The following is a 19,741-nucleotide window of genomic DNA, read 5'->3' as shown; positions in this document are numbered from 1 at the left end:
GCAGGGCCTCCTGCAGGACGGCGGTGGCGTCGGGACGAAGGGCGGCGTGGGACACCGGGGACTCCTGATCATCGGGGGTGGGAGACCTCCCATTATCAGGCATCCCCCTCACTCGCCTAGGGTCAGGTCCATGGCCGAGCCCATCCAACCGCCCCCGCGTGGGATCCGTCTGGCCACGGTCGGCTCGGTCCCCGTCTACCTCGGGTGGTCGTGGCTGCTGCTCGGCGTCATCATCGTGGTGATCATCGGGCCCGGCACCGCCGCCCGGTTCGGGACGGTCACCGGGTACGCCATCGCGGCCGTCTACGCGCTCGCGCTCCTGCTGAGCGTCCTGGCGCACGAGGCCGCGCACGCGGTCGCGGCCCGGGCCCACGGGCACACGGTGCACCGCGTCGTGGCCGACCTGTGGGGCGGCCACACGGCCTTCGACGCCTCGCACGGCACCGCGCGGAGCGCGGCGACGATCGCGATCGTCGGCCCGCTCACCAACGGACTCATCGCGGTCCTCGCCTTCGCCGGGGTCGTCACCCTCGGCTCGGAGATCACCGTGGCGTTGCTCACGGGTGTGGCCTTCGTCAACGGCGCGCTGGCCGTCTTCAACCTCCTGCCGGGTCTGCCCCTCGACGGGGGCCAGGTCGTGGAGTCACTGATCTGGGCGGCCACGGGCGACCAGTCCCGTGCCCGGGTCATCGCCGGCTGGTGCGGACGCGTGCTGGTCGTGCTGATCCTCGTGGCGATCATCGGCGTCCCCCTCGCGCGCGGGACGTCGCCGGACCTGTCGATCGCCTTGTGGACCGCGCTCATCGGGGCCTTCCTGTGGTCGGGGGCCACGAGCGCCATCGCCCAGGGCGAGGCGCTGGGCGCCCTGCGGGGCCTCGACGTCGGCTCCGTCCTCGAGCCGGCCGCTGCCATCGGTGGCGACCGACCACTGACGGAGCTGACCTCCCTTCGCGCCCTGCCGGTCGTCGTCGACGACGCGGGCCGGCCGGTCGGCCTGATCGACCACGACGCACTCCGCTCGGTGCCACCCGGCGCGGTGGCGAGCACCCCGGTCTCCGCGGTGACCACGCCGGCGCCGGAGGCGTGGACCACCGAGCTGCGGCCGGGGCACGAGGCGCTGGACCTGGTGCGCGCCTTCCAGTCCTCCGGCTCCTCGGTCGTCGCGGTCACCGCGGACGGCCGGCTCCGGGGGGTCGCGCGGGCGGCGCGGGTCAATGCGGCCCTCTCCCGCAACTAGACTCGCTCCCCATGAGTGCCACCGGATCCGCCTATCGCCGTGGACCCTTCCGTGAGGGGGACCGGGTGCAGCTGACCGACCCGAAGGGGCGGATGCACACCATCACCCTCACCCCGGGGAAGCAGTTCCACACCCATCGCGGCCACGTCAAGCACGACGACCTCATCGGGGAGCCGGACGGGTCCACGGTGACCCACACGTCCGGGACCGAGTACCTGGCCCTGCGCCCGCTGCTGTCCGACTACGTCATGTCGATGCCCCGCGGCGCGGCCGTCGTCTACCCGAAGGACGCCGGGCAGGTCGTCCAGATGGCGGATGTCTTCCCCGGCGCGACCGTCGTCGAGGCGGGTGTCGGCTCCGGTGCGCTGTCGATGTCGTTGCTGCGCGCCGTCGGGGACACCGGGCGGGTGCACTCCTTCGAGCGGCGGGAGGACTTCGCGACGATCGCCCGGGCGAACGCCCAGGCCTTCTTCGGCGAGGACCACCCCGCGTGGACCGTGACCGTGGGGGACCTCGTCGAGTCCCTCCCGGACGCGGTCGAGCCGGGCAGCGTCGACCGGGTCGTGCTCGACATGCTCGCCCCGTGGGAGTGCCTCGAGGTCGTCGCCGACGCACTGGTCCCCGGGGGCGTGCTCATCTGCTACGTCGCCACCGCGACGCAGCTGAGCAAGGTCGCCGAGGCGATGCGGGACCACGGCGGCTTCACCGAGCCGGAGGCCTGGGAGTCGCTCGTACGTGGCTGGCACCTCGAGGGACTCGCCGTGCGTCCGCAGCACCGCATGCACGGCCACACCGGCTTCCTCATCTCGACGCGCCGCCTCGCGCCGGGCGTCACCCCGCCGGTCCGCAAGCGCCGGCCGGGTCGTGGCTACGCCGCCCAGGAGGAGGGGACGGGCGAAGGGAGTGCCCCGGCTCCCGCGGAGCCGCCCCCCGGCGCGGACGACGCGGAGTGGACCTCCGAGGCGCTCGGCGAGCGGGTCGCCTCCGCGAAGAGGATGCGCAAGCTCGCCCGAGGAGTGGTCCCCCCTTCGCCCAGATGAGGACTCGGGGGAGACTGGGGAAGACCGCCCACCCGGCGGGAAGGGAGCAGACGTCGATGACCACCGAACCGACCCCCCAGCGCGATCGCGAGCTGCGTGACCTGCGTGAGGACCTCGCACGCCAGAAGTCGCAGTCAGCGACCGTCGCCTCGCAGAACGAGCGCCTCGTGCGCACCCTCAAGGACGCGCGCCAGCAGATCGTGACCCTCCGCGAGGAGCTCGAGCGCCTGGCACAGCCGCCCGCGTCGTACGCGGTCATCGTCGAGGTGCACGCGCAGGACCAGGCCGTCGACGTGCTCAGCGGTGGACGCAAGATGCACGTGGCCGTCAGCCCGGCCGTCGCGCCCGAGGATCTGGGTGTCGGCCGCGAGGTGCGGCTCAACGAGGCGATGAACGTCGTCTCGGTCCACGGTGAGGACGTCGCGGGCGAGGTCGTCGTCGTCAAGGAGGTCCTGGACGAGGACCGCCTGCTGGTGATCATGCGCCAGGACGAGGAGCGGGTGGTCCGGCGCGGCACCCGGGTCAGGGAGAAGCAGGTGCGCGTCGGGGACGCCGTGCTCGTCGACCAGCGCAGCAACATCGCCGTCGAGCGCATCCCGCGGGCGGAGGTCGCCGACCTCGTCCTCGAGGAGGTCCCGGACCTGGGTTACGACGACATCGGCGGCCTCTCGGCCCAGATCGAGGCGATCCGCGACAGCGTCGAGCTGCCGTACCTGCACGCCGACCTCTACGAGCGCCACCAGCTCAAGGCGCCCAAGGGCGTGCTGCTCTACGGCCCGCCGGGCAACGGCAAGACGATGATCGCCAAGGCCGTCGCCTCCTCGCTCGCCCGCAAGGTCGCCGAGCGCACGGGCCAGGAGAGCGCCACGGCCTACTTCCTCAACATCAAGGGTCCCGAGCTGCTCAACAAGTACGTGGGCGAGACCGAGCGGCACATCCGGCTGATCTTCCACCGCGCCCGGGAGAAGTCGAGCGACGGCACCCCGGTCGTCGTCTTCTTCGACGAGATGGACAGCCTCTTCCGCACGCGCGGGTCGGGCGTCTCCTCCGACGTCGAGACGACGATCGTGCCGCAGCTGCTCGCCGAGATCGACGGCGTGGAGGGCCTGGACAACGTCATCGTCATCGGCGCGACCAACCGCGAGGACATGATCGACCCGGCCATCCTGCGCCCGGGCCGCCTGGACGTGAAGATCAAGATCGACCGCCCCGACATCGAGGGGGCCCGCGACATCTTCAGCAAGTACCTCACCGCCGACCTGCCGCTGCACCCCGAGGACCTGGGCGAGCACGACGGCAACCCCGAGGCGACGGTCTCGGAGATGATCGACGCGGTCGTCGAGCGGATGTACGCCGAGTCCGACGAGAACCAGTTCCTCGAGGTCACCTACGCCGGCGGTGACAAGGAGGTCCTCTACTTCAAGGACTTCAACTCCGGTGCGATGATCCAGAACATCGTCGACCGGGCGAAGAAGGCCGCGATCAAGGACCTCCTCACCACCGGGACCGAGGGCCTGCGGGTCGGGCACCTCCTGGACGCCTGCGTCGCGGAGTTCAAGGAGAACGAGGACCTGCCCAACACGACGAACCCGGACGACTGGGCGAAGATCTCGGGCAAGAAGGGCGAGCGCATCGTCTACGTGCGCACCCTCATCGGCGGCAAGTCCGGCGCCGCCGAGCCGGGTCGCTCGATCGACACGGGGCACCGCACCGGCCAGTACCTCTGACGTCAGCGGCGCCCGGCGGCGAGGCCGACGAGCGCGCGCCAGCCGATGAGGGCCGCCGCCAGGAAGAGCGTCGCGACGACGACGAAGGGCAGGGCCGTGCCCTGGCCGCTCAGGGCACGCAGCGCCATGCCCCCGACGAGGGTGGCCAGCCACACGGGGACGCCCTCGACCCACCGGGTCGGCCACGTGTGCCTGCTGAGCACGACGAGGGCCCAGCCGATGCCCAGCCCGACGAGGAAGGGCCATGCGGTGTGCGCCCACCCGAGCAGGTCGAGGCCCTCCTGGTGGGTGCGGCGACCGATCCCCGTGAACACGATGACGAGCACGACGTCCAGCACCGCAGCGACGGCGGTGCGGCGGTCGGGGCGGGGGAGAGGGCCCGTCACGCTCACACCCCGTCGACCAGGTGCCGGCGCAGCTCGGAGACGAGCTCCTCGCGATGCTGCGCCCCGGCCCGGGCGACCCCGGGGAAGCTGGCGAAGCCGTGCGGCAGCCCCACGTAGTTCGTCAGGCGCACCGGCACCCCGGCCTCGCGCAGCACGTCGGCGTAGCGCGTGCCGTCGTCACGGATCGGGTCGAGGTCGCCGGTCTGCACGAGGGCCGGCGCGACACCGCTGACGTCACCGAAGAGTGGTGAGACCAAGGGGTCGGTATCCGGTAGTGCCTCTGGCCCGCTGCCGAGGTAGTGGGCCCGGAAGGCGTGGACGTTCGCCTCGGTGAGGACCGGGGCGTGGGCGTGCTCCCGGATCGAGGGCGAGGCGAGCGTCATGTCCGTCGCCGGGTAGATCAGCGCCTGGTGCCGGATCGCGGTGGTCCCCTCGACCGTCAGGCCGCGCAGCTCCTGCGCGACGACGGCCGCGAGGTTGCCACCGGCCGAGTCACCGCACAGGGCGACGCGCGAGCGGTCGTGGTCACGCCCACCCACCTCGACGAGCCAGCGGGTGGCGTCGACGGCGTCGTGCGCGGCCGTGGGGGCCCGGTGCTCCGGGGCCAGGCGGTAGTCGACGCTCACGACGAGCGCGTCGAGCTCGGCGGCCAGGTGGCTGCACAGCGGGTCGTACATCCGGGTGGATCCCTGGACCCACCCGCCACCGTGGAGGAAGACGACGAGCGGACGTCCGGGCCGGTCCCCGGCAGGGGTGTACCAGCGCAGCGGGATCGCCGCCCCGTCGCGGGCGGGGGCGCTGCCCTCGTCGATCGTCACCGAGGGCACGACCCCGCCGGTGATCCAAGAGAAGGGAGGGGAGGTCGGGTAGACCGTCGCCCGGCTGCGCGCGATGTCCTCCGCGGTCGCCTCGGAGATGGGCGTCCGGCCCACGTTGTCGAGGTAGCTCGTCAGCAGGGTGATCAGCGGGGCCATGCCGGGGTAGGGCTTCTTCATCGGTCCTCCGGGTGCAGGTGGTGGCGGAGCTCGCCCACGAGCTCCTGGAGTGCGGGCTGCGCCGCGGGGGCGAGCCCGGGGAAGTTGAGGAAGCCGTGCGGTGCGCCGCGGTAGCTCGTGTGCCGCACCTCGACCCCGGCTGCGCGCAGGGCGTCGACGTACGCCTCGCCGTCGGGGCGAAGGGGGTCCAGCTCGGCCGTCTGCACCAGCGCCGGCGGCAGCCCGGCCAGGTCGCCGTGGGCGGGGGAGACGAGCGGGTCGCGGTCGTCCGCGTCGTCGCCGAGGTAGAGGCCCCGGAAGCTGCGCAGCATGGCCGGCGTGAGGATCGGGTACCGCTGGTCGAGTGCCTGCAGGTCGTCCAGCTCGCGCTCGGTCAGGTCCGGGGCGGGGTAGACCAGGGCCTGGTGACGCAGCCCCACGAAGGCCTCGTCGCGCAGGTGCTGGGCGATCCCCGCCGCGAGGTTGCCGCCGGCCGAGTCGCCGGTGACCCCCACGGAGTCGGTGCGGGCCCCGAGTGCCTCGGCGTGCTCCAGGGCCCAGGCGGTGGCGTCCCGACAGTCGTGCGCGGCGATCGGCGCGCGGTACTCGGGCGCCATGCGGTAGGCCACGGTGACGACGACGGCCCGGGCCGCCGCGGCGACCCGGGTGAGGTACGGGTCGTAGACGCCGATGTGGCCGATGACGAAGCCGCCCCCGTGGAAGTGCAGGAGCAGCGGCAGCCGCTCCGCCGACGCCGGCCGGTGCACGCGCACCTTCACCTCGTGGCCGTCGCGCACGGTGATGCGGTGGTCCTCGCTGCGCACGCCGCGGTGCGGTGCCCCCACGACCCAGGTGTAGGGCGGCCGCATCGGCACCGTGCTGCGCATCCTCGAGAGCCGGTCGGGGGTCATCTCGTCGGCGGTGACCGAGAAGCGCGTGAGGAAGTCGAGGATCCTCGTACCCATGGGCATCCACGTCTGATCGTCCACGCGCCCATTCAACACGCTGCCCCTCGGTCGCAGGGTGGGGGGCGCCTACCCTGTGGCCATGAGCGTGCGACGGGTGATGGGTGTCGAGACCGAGTACGGGATCGCGGTGCCGGGGCAGCCGCAGGCCAATCCGATGGCCGCCTCGGGAGACGTCGTCACGACCTACGCGCGGGCGCACGGCCTCCGGGCCGCCCACGGCGCCTGGGACTACAGCGACGAGCACCCGCTCATCGACGCGCGCGGCTTCGAGGTGCCGCGCTCGCGCGCCGACCTGTCCCAGCTGACCGACATCGAGGACCCCACGCTCGCCAACGTCGTGCTGGCCAACGGGGCGCGCCTGTACGTCGACCACGCGCACCCCGAGTACTCCAGCCCGGAGGTCACCTCCCCGCGGGACGCCGTCGTGTGGGACCGCGCGGGGGAGCTGGTGATGCGCGAGGTCGTGGAGCGGCTGGCGGAGCGCCCACCCGGCATCAACCTGTACAAGAACAACACCGACGGGAAGGGCTCCTCGTACGGCACCCACGAGAACTTCCTCGTGTCGCGGCGGACCCCCTTCGAGCGGATCATCGCCGGGCTGACCCCCTTCTTCGTCGCCCGCCAGGTCATGTGCGGCGCGGGCCGTGTCGGCATCGGGCAGGAGAGCGAGCACACCGGCTACCAGATCTCCTCCCGCAGCGACTTCTTCGAGGCACCCGTCGGCCTGGAGACGACCTTCAAGCGCCCCATCATCAACACGCGCGACGAGCCGCACGCCGACCCCGACATCTGGCGCCGGTTGCACGTGATCATCGGCGACGCCAACCAGGCCGACGTGGCCAACCTCGTCAAGACCGGCTCGACCTCGCTCGTGCTCTCCCTCATCGAGGCGGACGCGATCGACAACCGCCTCGAGGTGCTCCACCCGGTCGAGGCGCTCAAGGTCATCTCGCACGACCCCACCTGCGCGGCGACGGTGCGGATGCGCGACGGACGTGACCTCACGGCGGTGCAGATCCTGACCGAGTACCTGGAGATGGCCACCGCCTTCGTCGAGCGCGAAGGGAGCGACCCGGCCACCGACGAGGTGCTCGCCCACTGGGAGCGGCTCCTCGGGCTCCTCGCGCACGACCCGATGGACGCGGCCGCCGACATCGACTGGGTCGCCAAGCTCAACCTGCTCGAGCGCTACCGCCAGCGGGACGGCATGCAGTGGGGCGACCCCCGCCTGGCGGCGATCGACATCCAGTTCTCCGACGTGCGCGCCGACAAGGGCATCTTCCACACGCTCGAGCGGGCCGGTCGGGTCACCCGCCTGACGACCGACGACGAGGTCCGCGCGGCCGTCTCCACCCCGCCCGCCGACACCAGGGCGTGGCTGCGCGGCGGCACGGTCGAGCGCCTCGGGGAGCACGTCGTGTCCGCCTCGTGGGACAGCCTCGTGCTCCGCCTGCCCCGGGCGGGACGGATCGCGCGCGTGTCGATGCTCGACCCGCTGGCCCACGGCCGCGACGAGACCGAGACGTTGCTGTCCGCCGGTGACGTCGACGACCTCGTGGCCGGACTCGGGGCATAGGCTCGCAGGTACCGGGTGCCGGCAGCTGCCGGCCGCGACGAGAAGGAGCAGCAATGGCGCAGGAGCAGACCCGTCCCGAGCGTTCCGGTGGCGGCGAGGAGGGTCCCGTCGACGAGGGGACCCAGGTCGCGGCGCAGAACGCCGCCCGTGACGAGGACGTCGACTCGGTGCTCGACGAGATCGACGGCGTCCTGGAGTCCAACGCCGAGGAGTTCGTCAAGGGCTTCGTCCAGAAGGGCGGGCAGTGAGTCCCGAGCGCACCCACGGGCGGTTGCCGCAGGCCTTCATGACCGCCGGCGGGGCGTCCTTCACGGAGTTCGTCGGTCGGCACGAGCCCCAGCTGCTGCCGGGCCGCCGGAGCCTGCCGAGCACACCCGCGCTCGAGGCGCCCCACGGGACGACGATCGTCAGCCTGGCCTGGCCGGGTGGGGTCCTCATGGCCGGTGACCGGCGGGCGACGACGGGCCACGTCATCGCCAACCGGGACATGGACAAGGTCTTCGCCGCGGACGACCTCTCGCTCGTCGGCATCGCCGGCACCGCCGGCGTGGCGATCGAGATGGTGCGCCTCTTCCAGGTCGAGCTCGAGCACTACGAGAAGATCGAGGGCACGCACATGTCGCTCGAGGGCAAGGCGAACCGCCTGGCGGCGATGCTGCGCAGCAACCTCGGGCTGGCGATGCAGGGCCTGGCCGTCGTCCCCGCCTTCGGTGGGTACGACCCCGGCGCCGGCACGGGCCGGATCTTCTCCTACGACGTGACCGGCGGCTGCTACGAGGAGCACCGCCACCACAGCGTCGGCTCGGGGGCGGCCTTCGCCCGCGGTGCGCTGAAGAAGCTGTGGCGCCCCGACATGGGCCACGAGGAAGCGGTCCGCGTGGCCGTGGAGGCGCTCTACGACGCCGCCGACGACGACTCTGCGACGGGCGGGCCCGACGTGCACCGGCGGATCTGGCCGACGGTGGGTGTCGTCGGTGCCGACGGCGTGACCTTCCTCGACGAGTCGGTGCTCGAGGAGACGGTCGCGACCGTGCTGGAGACCCGCCGCGACAACCCGGGAGGTGCACGGTGACCCAACCCCCCTTCTACGTCTCACCCGAGCAGGTGATGAAGGACCGGGCGGACTTCGCCCGGGCCGGGATCGCCCGCGGCCGCTCGGTGGTCGTCCTCGCCTACGACGGCGGCATCCTCTTCGTCGCCGACAACCCGAGCAGCCGCTCGCTGAACAAGGTGAGCGAGATCTACGACCGCATCGGCTTCGCGGCGGTCGGCAAGTACAACGAGTTCGAGAACCTGCGCGTGGCCGGCATCCGCTACGCCGACCTGCGCGGCTACTCCTACGACCGCTCGGACGTGACCGCACGCGGGTTGGCCAACGCCTACGCCCAGACCCTGGGCACGGTCTTCACCGAGGACCAGAAGCCCTACGAGGTCGAGATCGTGGTCGCCGAGGTCGGGCGCACCCACGAGAGCGACCGGATCTACCGGCTCACCTACGACGGGTCCGTCTCGGACGAGGCCGGGTGCGTCGTCATCGGCGGGGCCAGCGAGCAGCTGAACGAGACCCTGCGCGCGCGGTGGCACCGCGGGATGGCACTGGGCGAGGCCTTCGACCTGGCCGTGGAGGTCCTCTCGCTCCTCGGCGAAGGGGAGGGGTCGGGTCCGCGGGTGCCGCTCGACGCGCTCGAGATCGCCGTGCTCGAGCGCGACCGGCCGCGCCGGTGCTTCCGTCGGCTCACCGGCGACGCGATCAGCGAGGGTTAGCCTGCTGAGGTGGAGCGACGCATCTTCGGCATCGAGACCGAGTTCGGGATCACCGCCGTCACCGACGGACAACGACGACTGACGCCGGACGAGGTCGCCCGGTACCTCTTCCGCAAGGTGGTCACCTGGGGGCGGTCGAGCAATGTCTTCCTGCCCAACGGCTCCCGGCTCTACCTCGACGTCGGCAGCCACCCCGAGTACGCCACGGCCGAGTGCGACGACGTGCGCACCCTCGTCGCCCACGACCGGGCGGGGGAGCGGATCGTGCAGGACCTGGTCGAGGACGCGCAGGCACGTCTGGCGGAGGACGGCGTCGCCGGGGACATCTATGTCTTCAAGAACAACGTCGACTCCGCCGGCAACTCCTACGGCTGCCACGAGAACTTCCTCGTCGCCCGCACCGACAACTTCCCCGCGGTGACCGAGGGGCTGCTGCCCTTCCTCATCACCCGCCAGCTGATCGCCGGCACCGGCAAGCTGATGACGAGCAGCCGGGGGACCACCTTCTCGGTGAGCCAGCGGGCCGACCACATCTGGGAGGGCGTCTCGTCCGCGACCACCCGCTCGCGGCCGATCATCAACACCCGGGACGAGCCGCACGCGGACGCCGAGCACTACCGTCGCATGCACGTCATCGTCGGTGACTCGACGATGACCGAGACCACGACCCTGCTCAAGGTCGGCTCCGCCCACCTCGTGCTGCGCATGCTCGAGGACGGTGTCGCCATGCCGGACATGACGCTGGACAACCCGATCCGGGCGATCCGCGACATCAGCCTCGACCGGACCGGCCGCACCCCGGTGGCCCTCGCCGACGGCCGTCGCATGAGCGCCCTGGAGATCCAGGGCGAGTACCTGGCCCGGGCGCGCGAGTACGCCACCCGGGAAGGCGTCGACGACGACGTCACCACGCAGGTCCTCGACCTGTGGGAGCGGACCCTGCGGGCCGTGGAGACCGACGACCTCTCGCTCGTCGACACCGAGATCGACTGGGTGATCAAGTACCGCCTCCTCGACGCGTACGCCGCACGGCACGGTCTCGACCTGGACGACCCGCGGCTGGCACAGCTCGACCTCGCCTACCACGACATCGACCCCTCCCGGGGGGTCCACCACGTGCTCCAGCGGGCCGGCCGGATCGCGCGAGTGGTCACCGACGAGGAGATCGCGACGGCCGTCGACACCCCGCCGCAGACGACGCGGGCCAAGCTGCGCGGCGACTTCGTGCGCACCGCCCGGGAGCACTCGCGCGACATCACTGTCGACTGGGTGCACCTGAAGGTCAACGACGAGGCGCAGCGGACGGTGCTGTGCAAGGACCCCTTCCGGTCCGTCGACGAGCGTGTCGAGCGCCTCATCGACATGATGAGCGGCCCCTGACGGGTGACGCACACCCGCAGGTCAGCGGACACCCAGCATTCGTGGTTAGGGTGACCCGGACCCGTTACCCCACACCATCGATGAGGTTGATCGTGCCCAAGGCCCGTCCCCGCCTGACCACTGCCGTTGCGGCATCGCTCGCATCGCTGATGCTCCTGACCGCCTGCGGCAGTGACTCCGAGAACGACTCGTCGGGCGAGGGGTCCAGCGAGTCGGCGTCGGGCGCCGACGACTCGAAGGAGTCGACCCCGACGCTCGCGGAGCCGAAGGAGGAGGACCTCGAGAAGGTCGAGGACATCGAGGTCACGGCGGCCGAGGGCAAGAAGGGCCCCTCCGTGGAGCTGCCCGAGAAGCCGCTCGAGGTCTCCCAGACGACCCGGACGACCCTCGAGGAGGGCGACGGCAAGGACCTGGCCGATGACGCCTACGCCACGGTCGACCTCGCGATGTTCTCGGCCAAGGACGGCAAGGCCGTCGAGGGCTCCGAGACGTACACCAGCTCGCCCATCGTGCTCGACCTGGGCAACAAGCAGTCCCTGCCCGGGCTCGTCAAGGCCATCAAGGGCCAGCCCGTCGGGACCAGCGGTGTGGCCGTGCTCCCGCCCGAGGACCTCTTCGGCGAGCAGGGCGCGCCGCAGCTGGGCATCAGCGGCAAGGACAACCTCGTGCTCGTCTACGACGTGCGCGGGGAGCTGCCGCCCAAGGCCCAGGGCAAGAAGGTCGAGCCGAAGAAGGGCCTGCCGACGGTCGACTGGAAGGCCGACGCCCCCGCCGACATCACCATCCCCGAGGGTGAGGAGCCGCCCAAGGACCTCGTCGTCGAGAAGCTCATCGAGGGTGACGGCGAGACGATCAAGAAGGACGACTACGTCTACGTCTCCTACACCGGCGTGAACTGGAAGGACGGCAAGGTCTTCGACTCGTCCATGAAGGACGGCCGCGGCCCCTTCGCCTTCCCCGTCGGCCAGAACGCCGTCATCCCCGGCTGGGACAAGGCCGTGGAGGGCGCGAAGGTCGGTGACCGTCTGCTCGTCGTGGTCCCGCCGGAGGAGGGCTACGGCAAGGAGGGGACCCCGGACGGGTCGATCAAGGGCGGATCGACGCTCGTCTTCACCGTCGACGTCCTCGGCGCCCCCTGAGGTCTCGAGGCATCGCCCGCAGGGCGGACTCGCACCTCGACCACCGGTGGTTGAGGTGCGTAGGCCGCCCGCGGCCGTAGCCTCGAAACCAGGACGACCACGATCACACGACACCAAGGAGCAGCACATGCCGTTCGACCCGAACACCACCAAGCCGGAGATCGACTTCCCCGGGGACACCCCGCCCAACGATCTGGTCGTCGAGGACGTCACCGTCGGTGACGGCGCCGAGGTGACCCCCGGTTCGCCGATCCAGGCGCACTACGTCGGAGTCGCCCACTCGACCGGCGAGGAGTTCGACGCCTCGTGGAACCGCGGTGCGCCGCTGGCCTTCACCGCCGGTGTCGGCCAGGTCATCCAGGGCTGGGACCAGGGGCTGATCGGCATGAAGGAGGGTGGTCGACGCAAGATCACCATCCCGCCCCACCTCGGCTACGGCGACCAGGGCGCCGGCAATGTCATCAAGGGCGGCGAGACCCTGATCTTCGTCGTCGACCTGGTGCAGGTCGGCTGACACCACGCCGACCGTTGCCGCTGCACCGGAGGGTCGCGCGGGCACGTTAGCCTCGCGGTGACGAAGGGAGCGGATGTGGCGGCACCCAACACACCCAAGGCCAAGGCCGAGCGCCTGCTGAACCTGACGATGAGCCTGCTGTCGTCGCGGATCCCGCTGCCCAAGCAGCGGATCCGGCACCTGGTCGAGGCCTACCGCAGCGTCGAGTCGGACGAGGCCTTCGACCGGATGTTCGAGCGCGACAAGGACGACCTGCGGGCCATGGGCGTGCCACTGGTCACCGAGGACATCGGTGTCTTCGAGGACGAGCAGGGTTACCGGATCGACCGGCGGGACTACGACCTGCCTCCGATCGAGCTCACCGCGCAGGAGCTGGCGGTCGTCGGACTCGCCAGCCGGGCCTGGGCGCACGCGGCGATGGCGGGGACCGCGGCGACCGCGTGGCGCAAGGTCGCTGCCGGGGACGAGGTGAGCGAGGACCCCTTCGTCGGTCTCGAGCCCCACGTCGGGGGCGGCGAGCCCGCCTTCGAGCCACTCAAGGACGCAGTCCTGACGTCGGCCACCGTCCGCTTCGACTACGCCCGGCCGGGGGAGGGGGAGCCCCGCTCCCGCCACGTCGAGCCCTGGTACCTCACCGCGTGGCACGGCCGCTGGTACCTCGTCGGCCACGACCTCGACCGGTCCGCTCCGCGCGTCTTCCGTCTCTCCCGCGTGGCCTCCGCGGTGACCACCACGGGCGAGGGCGCCACGCAGCCCGTACCCGGTGACCTCGACCCCGTCTCGATGATCGCGGCGACCGACGGCGGGGAGCCGCAGGCCGGTCCCGCCGTGCTGCGGGTCCGGGTCGGGACCGGGCACGTGCTGCGCCGGCGTGCCCGCACCGTGACCTCCCTCGACGACCAGTGGGACCGCGTCGACCTCGACCACGGTGACACGGCCACCGTTGCCGCGGAGATCGCCAGCCACGGCCCGGACGTCGTGGTCGAGGAGCCCGCGCAGCTGCGCCAGGACGTCGTCGAGCGCCTCCGGGCCGTCGTCGGTGCGCACGAGGAGGTCCCGGCATGAGCACCCGCCAGCCCGTGGAGTCGGCCACCAGCCGCGTCGAGCGGCTGCTGACGATGGTCCCGTGGCTCGCCAGCCGCCAGGGGATCGAGATCGAGCGCGCGGCAGCCGGGCTCGGCATCACCGAGAAGCAGCTGCGCGCCGACCTCGACCTGCTCTTCATGTGCGGGTACGGCCCGATGCCGGACGAGCTCATCGAGGCCAGCTACGAGGGCGGTCGTGTCTTCGTCACCAACGCGGACGCGATCTCCCGCCCCCTTCGCCTGACCGTGGACGAGGCCATCTCCCTCATCGTGGGCCTGCGGTCGCTCGCCGCGTCCGGCGCGGGGGAGACCAGCGCGGTCGAGCGTGCCCTGACCAAGCTGGAGGGCGCCGCCGGAGCCATCCCGGGCGTCGAGCGCGTCGTCGTCGTCGAGGACGACACGGAGACCGGTCACGTCCTCGCCGACCTGCGTGACGCCCTCACGGCCGGACGTCGGGTGCACCTCGGGTACCACGTGCCCAGCCGGGACGAGCACACCGAGCGCGACGTCGACCCGATGCGCCTGGCCCGGGTCGAGGGGCACTGGTACCTCGAGGGCTGGTGCCATCGTGCGCAGGACGTGCGGCTCTTCCGGGCCGACCGCATCGAGGACGTCCGGGTGCTCGACCAGCCGGCCGAGCTGCCCGAGGGCGTGACCGGCCGCGACCTCAGCGCCGGCGCCTACCAGGGGGGCGCCGAGGACGTGGCCGTCCGCCTGCGTCTGGCACCCGGGGCGCACTGGGTCGCCGAGTACTACCCGGTCACCGACCGCACGCCGGACGGCGCCGACCTCCTGGTCACCCTGCCCTCGAGCAACGAGGGATTCATCCAGCGGCTCGTGCTGCGTCTGGGGGGCGACGTGCGGGTCGTCGAACCCACCTCGTTGAGAGCCTCGGTGGTCGACCGCGCCCGGTCCGCACTGGAGGCCTACCGGCCCTGAGCGTCGTGGGGGGCGAGGACCCCCCGAGCCGTACACTGGTGAGCGAACGTACCAACGCGAAAGGTGCCGTCATGCCCAGCCTGGGTCCCATGGAGATCATCCTCATCCTGGTGGTCATCCTCCTCCTCTTCGGTTTCAAGAAGCTGCCCGACGCCGCGCGGAGCATCGGCAAGTCGGCCCGCGTCTTCAAGGCCGAGGTCAGCGAGATGAAGGAAGAGGACCGCCAGCGCGAGGCGGAGAAGTCCGCCCGCGAGTCCGGCACGGTCGAGTCGACCACGAGCGAGCGCAGGCCCGCCGACGACGCCAAGCCGCGTACGGACAACGAGTCCGGCCCGGTTGCCTGACTCACCCCCGTCGTCCACGCACCGCATGACCCGACGCGACCGCATGCCCAAGGACCCCGAGGGGCGGATGCCCCTGAAGGAGCACCTCCTCGAGTTCCGCAACCGCTTGATGGTCGCGGCCACCGCGATCGTCGTCGGGGCGATCGTCGGGTGGGTGCTCTACGACGGGGTCACGGTCGGTGACCTCACCTACGCCGGAGTCTACGAGCAGCTGACGCTGCCCTTCGACCAGTACAAGGACTCCAACCCCGAGAGCGCCGCCGCGCTGCTGAACTACGGCAATGCCACATCGGCGTTCACGACGCAGCTGGGGATCTCCATCTTCACCGGAGTCATCATCTCCAGCCCGATCTGGGTGTGGCAGATCTGGGCGTTCATCCTCCCCGGGCTGACCCGCCGGGAGAAGCGGATCTCCCTCGGCGTCTTCTTCACGGCGATCCCCCTCTTCCTCACCGGGTGCTTCTTCGCCTACATCACCCTCCCGAAGGCCCTGATCATCCTCTTCGGCTTCACCCCGGAGGACGGCAAGTCGAGCAACATCCAGCAGGCGAGCGACTACTTCGCCTTCGTCACCCGGTTCATCCTCGCCTTCGGCCTCGCCTGGCTGCTGCCGGTCTTCCTCGTCGGCCTGGTCGCGATCGGGGTCCTCTCGGGACGCACCCTGCTCAAGTCGTGGCGGGTGGCCATCCTGCTGATCTTCGTCGCGTCGGCGATCATCACCCCGACACCGGACCCGTTCACGATGTTCCTGCTCGCCGGTCCGCTGTGCGTCCTCTACTTCATCGCCCTCGGGGTCGCGCTGCTAATCGACCGGCGACGGGTCCAGCGCGGCGAGGAACCCGACTGGTCGCACCTGTCCGACGACGAGGCCTCACCGCTGACATAGCGTGGGGGCATGTCCTCGCCCGCCGAACGCTATGCCGCGTCCCGCCGCAGGGGGCGCGGGGAGCTGGCCGCCTTCACCGCGACCTACGACTTCGACCTGGACCCCTTCCAGCTGGAGGGGTGTGAGGCCGTCGAGGCCGGGAACGGCGTGCTCGTCGCCGCCCCGACCGGCGCCGGCAAGACGGTCGTCGGGGAGTTCGCCGTCCACCTGGCCCTCGCGCGGGGCCAGAAGGCCTTCTACACCACCCCGATCAAGGCGCTGAGCAACCAGAAGTACCACGAGCTCGTCGCCACGCACGGCCAGGACAACGTCGGCCTGCTCACCGGGGACGTCTCGGTCAACGGCGAGGCACCGGTGGTCGTCATGACCACGGAGGTGCTGCGCAACATGATCTACGGGGGATCGACCACCCTCGACACCCTCGCCTTCGTCGTCATGGACGAGGTCCACTACCTGGCCGACCGCTTCCGGGGTGCCGTGTGGGAGGAGGTCATCATCCACCTGCCCCGCTCGGTGCAGGTGATCTCCCTGTCGGCGACGGTGAGCAATGCCGAGGAGTTCGGCGACTGGCTCGCGGAGGTCCGGGGCGGCACCGAGGTCGTCGTCTCGGAGGAGCGGCCCGTCCCGCTGTGGCAGCACATGCAGGTCGGTCGTGACGTGTACGACCTCTTCGTCGACGAGGAGGACGCCGCGGCCGGGTCGCCGGCCAAGGTCAACCCCGAGCTGTTCGACGCCATCCGCGACAGGGTGCGCGGCACCGAGGACGACCCGCGGATGCACCGCGGCGGTGGTCGCGGGGGACGCGACCGCCGAGGTGGCCGCGATCGACGCCGCGGCCAGGGCCCCGGCGGTCGGCCCCGCGCAGGAGGCGGCCGGTTCGGTGGTGCGGCCTCCCGCACGGAGGTCATCCGCGAGCTCGACCGCGACGGCCTGCTGCCGGCGATCACCTTCATCTTCAGCCGCGCCGGCTGTGACGGCGCCGTCGGGCAGCTACTGGCGAGCGACATGCGCCTGATCTCCGAGCGCGAGGGCGAGCGCAACCGCCGCACCGTCGAGGAGCGCGCGGCCGTCCTCGAGGGCGAGGACCTCGACGTCCTCGGCTACCACCAGTTCGTCGCCGGCATCTCGGCCGGCTTCGCCGCGCACCACGCCGGGATGCTGCCGCTCTTCCGGGAGATCGTCGAGGAGCTGTTCACAGCCGGCCGGATCCGGGCCGTCTTCGCCACCGAGACGCTCGCCCTGGGCATCAACATGCCCGCGCGCACGGTTGTCCTCGAGAAGCTCGTGAAGTTCAACGGCGAGTCGCACGTCGAGATCACGCCGGCGGAGTACACCCAGCTGACCGGCCGTGCCGGCAGGCGAGGGATCGACGTCGAGGGCCACGCGCTCGTCGTGTGGTCGCGCGGACTGGACCCGATGGCGGTGGCCGGTCTCGCCTCGACCCGGACCTACCCCCTTCGCTCCAGCTTCAAGCCCACGTACAACATGGCGGTCAACCTCGTCGCCCAGGTGGGGCGGCAGACGGCCAAGGAGGTGCTGGAGACCTCCTTCGCCCAGTTCCAGGCCGACCGCGCGGTCGTCGGGCTGGCGACGAAGGTGCGCGAGCAGCAGGAGTCCCTCGACGCCTACGCCGAGGCGATGCACTGCCACCTCGGTGACTTCCGCGAGTACGCGGCCCTGCGACGCCGGATCACCGACGTCGAGAAGGAGGGCAAGCGTCGCCGGGGTGCCAACCGGCGGGCCGAGATCGCCGTCTCCCTCGAGGCCCTGCGGGTCGGTGACATCATCCGCATCGGCGGACGCCGCTCCGGCCTGGCGCTCGTCATCGCACCGCCGCGCTCGTACAAGGGGGAGGAGTCCGCCCCGACCGTGCTGACCGAGCACAAGCAGGTGCGTCGCCTCGTGCCGGCCGACCTGGACGGTCCCGTCAGTGCCTTCGGGAAGCTGGCGATCCCGCGGGGCTTCAACCCCAAGTCGACCAAGCAGCGCACCGACCTCGCGACCACGCTGCGGATCAAGGCGCCCGACGAGCAGGCCCCGAGCGTGCGCTCCCGGGCCACGGAGGCGGCGCAGGGTGAGGACGAGCGCCTCGAGCAGCTGCGCCGGCAGCTGAAGGACCACCCCTGCCACCAGTGCCCGGAGCGCGAGGTGCACGCGCGGTGGGCGCAGCGGTGGTGGAAGCTCAAGCGCGAGACCTCGTCGCTGCAGCGCAAGGTCGAGCACCGCACGAACTCCGTCGCCCAGACCTTCGAGCGCATCTGCGTCGTGCTCACCCGGCTGGGCTACCTCGACGTCGACGGCGAGAGCGTGACCGACCTGGGTGGGCGACTGCGGCGCCTCTACACCGAGAAGGACCTCCTCGCCGCGGAGTGCCTGCGCGGGGGAGCGTGGTCGCGGCTCGACCCCGCCGAGCTGGCCGCCGTGGTCTCGATGCTCGTCCACGAGCCCCGGCGGGAGGAGCACGATCCCTTCCCGCGCCTGCCGACCGACGGGGTGTCCGACGCGTGGCAGGACATGCTGCAGCGCTGGAGCGAGCTGGAGGACCTCGAGAGCGAGCACGCGCTGCCCGCGACCGGGGAGCCCGACGGCGGCATCGCCTGGGCCGTGCACCGGTGGGCGAGCGGTCGCCGGCTCGACGAGGTGCTCAGCGGGTCGGACCTGACGGCCGGGGACTTCGTGCGCCGGTGCAAGCAGGTCGTCGACCTCCTCGGGCAGGTCGGGGACGCGGCGCCCGAGCCGCACCTGAGGACCGTGGCGCGCACGGCCGTCGACAAGGTGCGCCGGGGAGTCGTTGCGGCCGATCGGTTGGACTGATCCCCCCTTCGCCGGTCAGTCGGAGCGAAGGGCGCTGCCCACCCGCTCGAAGGGGCCGGTCAGGGCGTGGTCGAGGGCGAGCCGGCTCATCGCCGCGGGGTCGGCGATGTCGCCGGGCAGGTGAAGATCGAGGTCACCGACCGGGACGTCGTGGGCGACGCGCACGACGAGCGGTGCGACGTCGAGGTAGTCGGAGGCCGCCTCCAGATTCGACCGTCGGGCGCCCTTGAGCCGCGGGTCGCCGGCCGCGAGCGCCTCGCGCACACCGGCGAGTGAGCCGAACTCGCGGATGAGGACGGCGGCGGTCTTCTCCCCGATGCCCTTGACCCCGGGGAGCCCGTCGCTGGTGTCCCCGCGCAGGGCCGCCATGTCGAGGTAGGCGTCACCCGTGGAGACCCCGTACTTCTCCTCGAGGAAGGCCTGCGTGATGACATCGGGCTGGCGGACCCCGCCACGCGCGGTGTAGAGCACCCGCGTGGCCGACGCGTCGTCCACCAGCTGGAAGAGGTCCCGGTCGCCGGTCACGACGTCGACGGGCATGCGTCCGCGGTAGCGCATCGCGAGGGTCCCGATGACGTCGTCGGCCTCGTAGTCCGCAGCCCCGATGCGGGGGATGCCGATCGCCGCCAGTGCCGCGGCGATGACCGGGACCTGTGGCTCGAGCTCGTCGGGGACGTCCTCCCCGTCGGCGGCGTCCTCGGCGACACGGTGGGCCTTGTAGGTCGGGATCGCGTCGACCCGCCACTGCGGCCGCCAGTCGTCGTCCCAGCAGGCCGCCAGGTGCGTGGGCCGGTAGCGGGTGACGAGGGTGGCGATCATGTCGAGGAAACCGGCGACCGCATTGGTGGGGGTCCCCGAGGGACCACCGCTGCGGGCCGGGACCCCGTAGAAGGCGCGGAAGTACAGGGATGCGGAGTCGAGCAGGAGCAGGCGTTCACTCGCCGGGACGGACATGCCTCGACGATACG

19 protein-coding genes are annotated in these 19,741 nt (G+C 71.6%); 15 read left to right on the top strand and 4 right to left on the bottom strand.

The genetic code is table 11. The annotated features are described in order from the left end of the window. Positions 1-130: 130 nt before the first annotated feature. Genes PVE36_RS08145 through arc form a run of 3 tightly spaced genes read left to right on the top strand, consistent with a single transcriptional unit; the run spans position 131 to position 4,004 of the window. Positions 131-1,237 carry a site-2 protease family protein gene (locus PVE36_RS08145; protein ID WP_277451478.1) on the top strand — a complete coding sequence of 369 codons (1,107 nt, stop codon included), beginning with the start codon at positions 131-133 and terminating at the stop codon, positions 1,235-1,237. 11 nt (positions 1,238-1,248) lie between these two features. Further along, positions 1,249-2,277 (top strand): tRNA (adenine-N1)-methyltransferase, encoded by a 1,029-nt coding sequence (locus PVE36_RS08140; protein WP_277451475.1) that lies wholly within the window; start codon positions 1,249-1,251, stop codon positions 2,275-2,277. A gap of 56 nt (positions 2,278-2,333) precedes the next feature. Continuing rightward, positions 2,334-4,004: a proteasome ATPase gene (gene arc / locus PVE36_RS08135; RefSeq protein WP_277451474.1), complete on the top strand. Its 1,671-nt coding sequence runs from the start codon at positions 2,334-2,336 to the stop codon at positions 4,002-4,004. Positions 4,005-4,006: 2 nt separating this feature from the next. Here the strand turns inward: arc and PVE36_RS08130 are convergent, their stop codons facing one another. Genes PVE36_RS08130 through PVE36_RS08120 form a run of 3 tightly spaced genes read right to left on the bottom strand, consistent with a single transcriptional unit; the run spans position 4,007 to position 6,353 of the window. Then, complete coding sequence (locus PVE36_RS08130) at positions 4,007-4,390, bottom strand: DUF3054 domain-containing protein (protein ID WP_277451472.1); 384 nt, start codon at positions 4,388-4,390, stop codon at positions 4,007-4,009. Positions 4,391-4,392: 2 nt separating this feature from the next. Next, entirely contained in the window at positions 4,393-5,385 is a 993-nt protein-coding gene (locus tag PVE36_RS08125; RefSeq protein WP_277451470.1) for an alpha/beta hydrolase, read from the bottom strand. Next, positions 5,382-6,353 carry an alpha/beta hydrolase gene (locus tag PVE36_RS08120; RefSeq protein ID WP_277451469.1) on the bottom strand — a complete coding sequence of 324 codons (972 nt, stop codon included), beginning with the start codon at positions 6,351-6,353 and terminating at the stop codon, positions 5,382-5,384. The genes PVE36_RS08125 and PVE36_RS08120 overlap by 4 nt, the downstream gene beginning before the upstream one ends. 58 nt (positions 6,354-6,411) lie before the next feature. On the opposite strand from PVE36_RS08120, the gene dop reads away from it, so the two are divergent. From dop to PVE36_RS08060, 12 genes are all read left to right on the top strand, one after another. After that, positions 6,412-7,908: a depupylase/deamidase Dop gene (gene dop / locus PVE36_RS08115; protein ID WP_277451467.1), complete on the top strand. Its 1,497-nt coding sequence runs from the start codon at positions 6,412-6,414 to the stop codon at positions 7,906-7,908. A gap of 53 nt (positions 7,909-7,961) precedes the next feature. After that, positions 7,962-8,156 carry a ubiquitin-like protein Pup gene (locus PVE36_RS08110; protein WP_277451464.1) on the top strand — a complete coding sequence of 65 codons (195 nt, stop codon included), beginning with the start codon at positions 7,962-7,964 and terminating at the stop codon, positions 8,154-8,156. Between the two features lie 38 nt (positions 8,157-8,194). Further along, a complete protein-coding gene (gene prcB, locus PVE36_RS08105; RefSeq protein WP_277455789.1) occupies positions 8,195-8,980 on the top strand; it encodes a proteasome subunit beta in 786 nt (261 codons plus the stop codon). Further along, positions 8,977-9,672 (top strand): proteasome subunit alpha, encoded by a 696-nt coding sequence (gene prcA, locus PVE36_RS08100; protein WP_277451461.1) that lies wholly within the window; start codon positions 8,977-8,979, stop codon positions 9,670-9,672. Before prcB ends, prcA begins: the two co-directional genes overlap by 4 nt. Positions 9,673-9,681: 9 nt before the next feature. Next, entirely contained in the window at positions 9,682-11,052 is a 1,371-nt protein-coding gene (gene pafA / locus PVE36_RS08095) for a Pup--protein ligase (RefSeq protein ID WP_277451459.1), read from the top strand. 80 nt (positions 11,053-11,132) lie between these two features. Then, positions 11,133-12,191: an FKBP-type peptidyl-prolyl cis-trans isomerase gene (locus PVE36_RS08090; RefSeq protein ID WP_277451457.1), complete on the top strand. Its 1,059-nt coding sequence runs from the start codon at positions 11,133-11,135 to the stop codon at positions 12,189-12,191. 127 nt (positions 12,192-12,318) lie between these two features. Further along, positions 12,319-12,705: an FKBP-type peptidyl-prolyl cis-trans isomerase gene (locus PVE36_RS08085; RefSeq protein ID WP_277451456.1), complete on the top strand. Its 387-nt coding sequence runs from the start codon at positions 12,319-12,321 to the stop codon at positions 12,703-12,705. Positions 12,706-12,780: 75 nt separating this feature from the next. Continuing rightward, the gene (locus PVE36_RS08080) at positions 12,781-13,770 is read left to right on the top strand and encodes a WYL domain-containing protein (RefSeq protein WP_277451455.1); all 990 of its coding nucleotides are present in this window, start codon (positions 12,781-12,783) and stop codon (positions 13,768-13,770) included. Continuing rightward, on the top strand, positions 13,767-14,729 hold the full coding sequence (locus PVE36_RS08075) for a YafY family protein (protein ID WP_277451454.1): 963 nt from the start codon (positions 13,767-13,769) through the stop codon (positions 14,727-14,729). Before PVE36_RS08080 ends, PVE36_RS08075 begins: the two co-directional genes overlap by 4 nt. A 71-nt stretch (positions 14,730-14,800) precedes the next feature. Then, on the top strand, positions 14,801-15,073 hold the full coding sequence (gene tatA / locus PVE36_RS08070) for a Sec-independent protein translocase subunit TatA (RefSeq protein WP_277241036.1): 273 nt from the start codon (positions 14,801-14,803) through the stop codon (positions 15,071-15,073). 25 nt (positions 15,074-15,098) lie between these two features. Next, positions 15,099-15,959 (top strand): twin-arginine translocase subunit TatC, encoded by an 861-nt coding sequence (gene tatC / locus PVE36_RS08065; RefSeq protein WP_277451453.1) that lies wholly within the window; start codon positions 15,099-15,101, stop codon positions 15,957-15,959. A 9-nt stretch (positions 15,960-15,968) separates the two neighbouring features. Continuing rightward, on the top strand, positions 15,969-18,773 hold the full coding sequence (locus tag PVE36_RS08060) for a DEAD/DEAH box helicase (protein ID WP_277451452.1): 2,805 nt from the start codon (positions 15,969-15,971) through the stop codon (positions 18,771-18,773). A 15-nt stretch (positions 18,774-18,788) separates the two neighbouring features. On the opposite strand, the gene PVE36_RS08055 is transcribed toward PVE36_RS08060, so the two are convergent. Beyond that, positions 18,789-19,727 (bottom strand): 5'-3' exonuclease, encoded by a 939-nt coding sequence (locus PVE36_RS08055; protein ID WP_277451451.1) that lies wholly within the window; start codon positions 19,725-19,727, stop codon positions 18,789-18,791. Between the last annotated feature and the right edge of the window lie 14 nt (positions 19,728-19,741).

The organism is Janibacter sp. DB-40 (genome assembly GCF_029510815.1).
GTDB lineage: Bacteria > Actinomycetota > Actinomycetes > Actinomycetales > Dermatophilaceae > Janibacter.
This window is presented reverse-complemented; position numbering and strand designations above follow the sequence as displayed.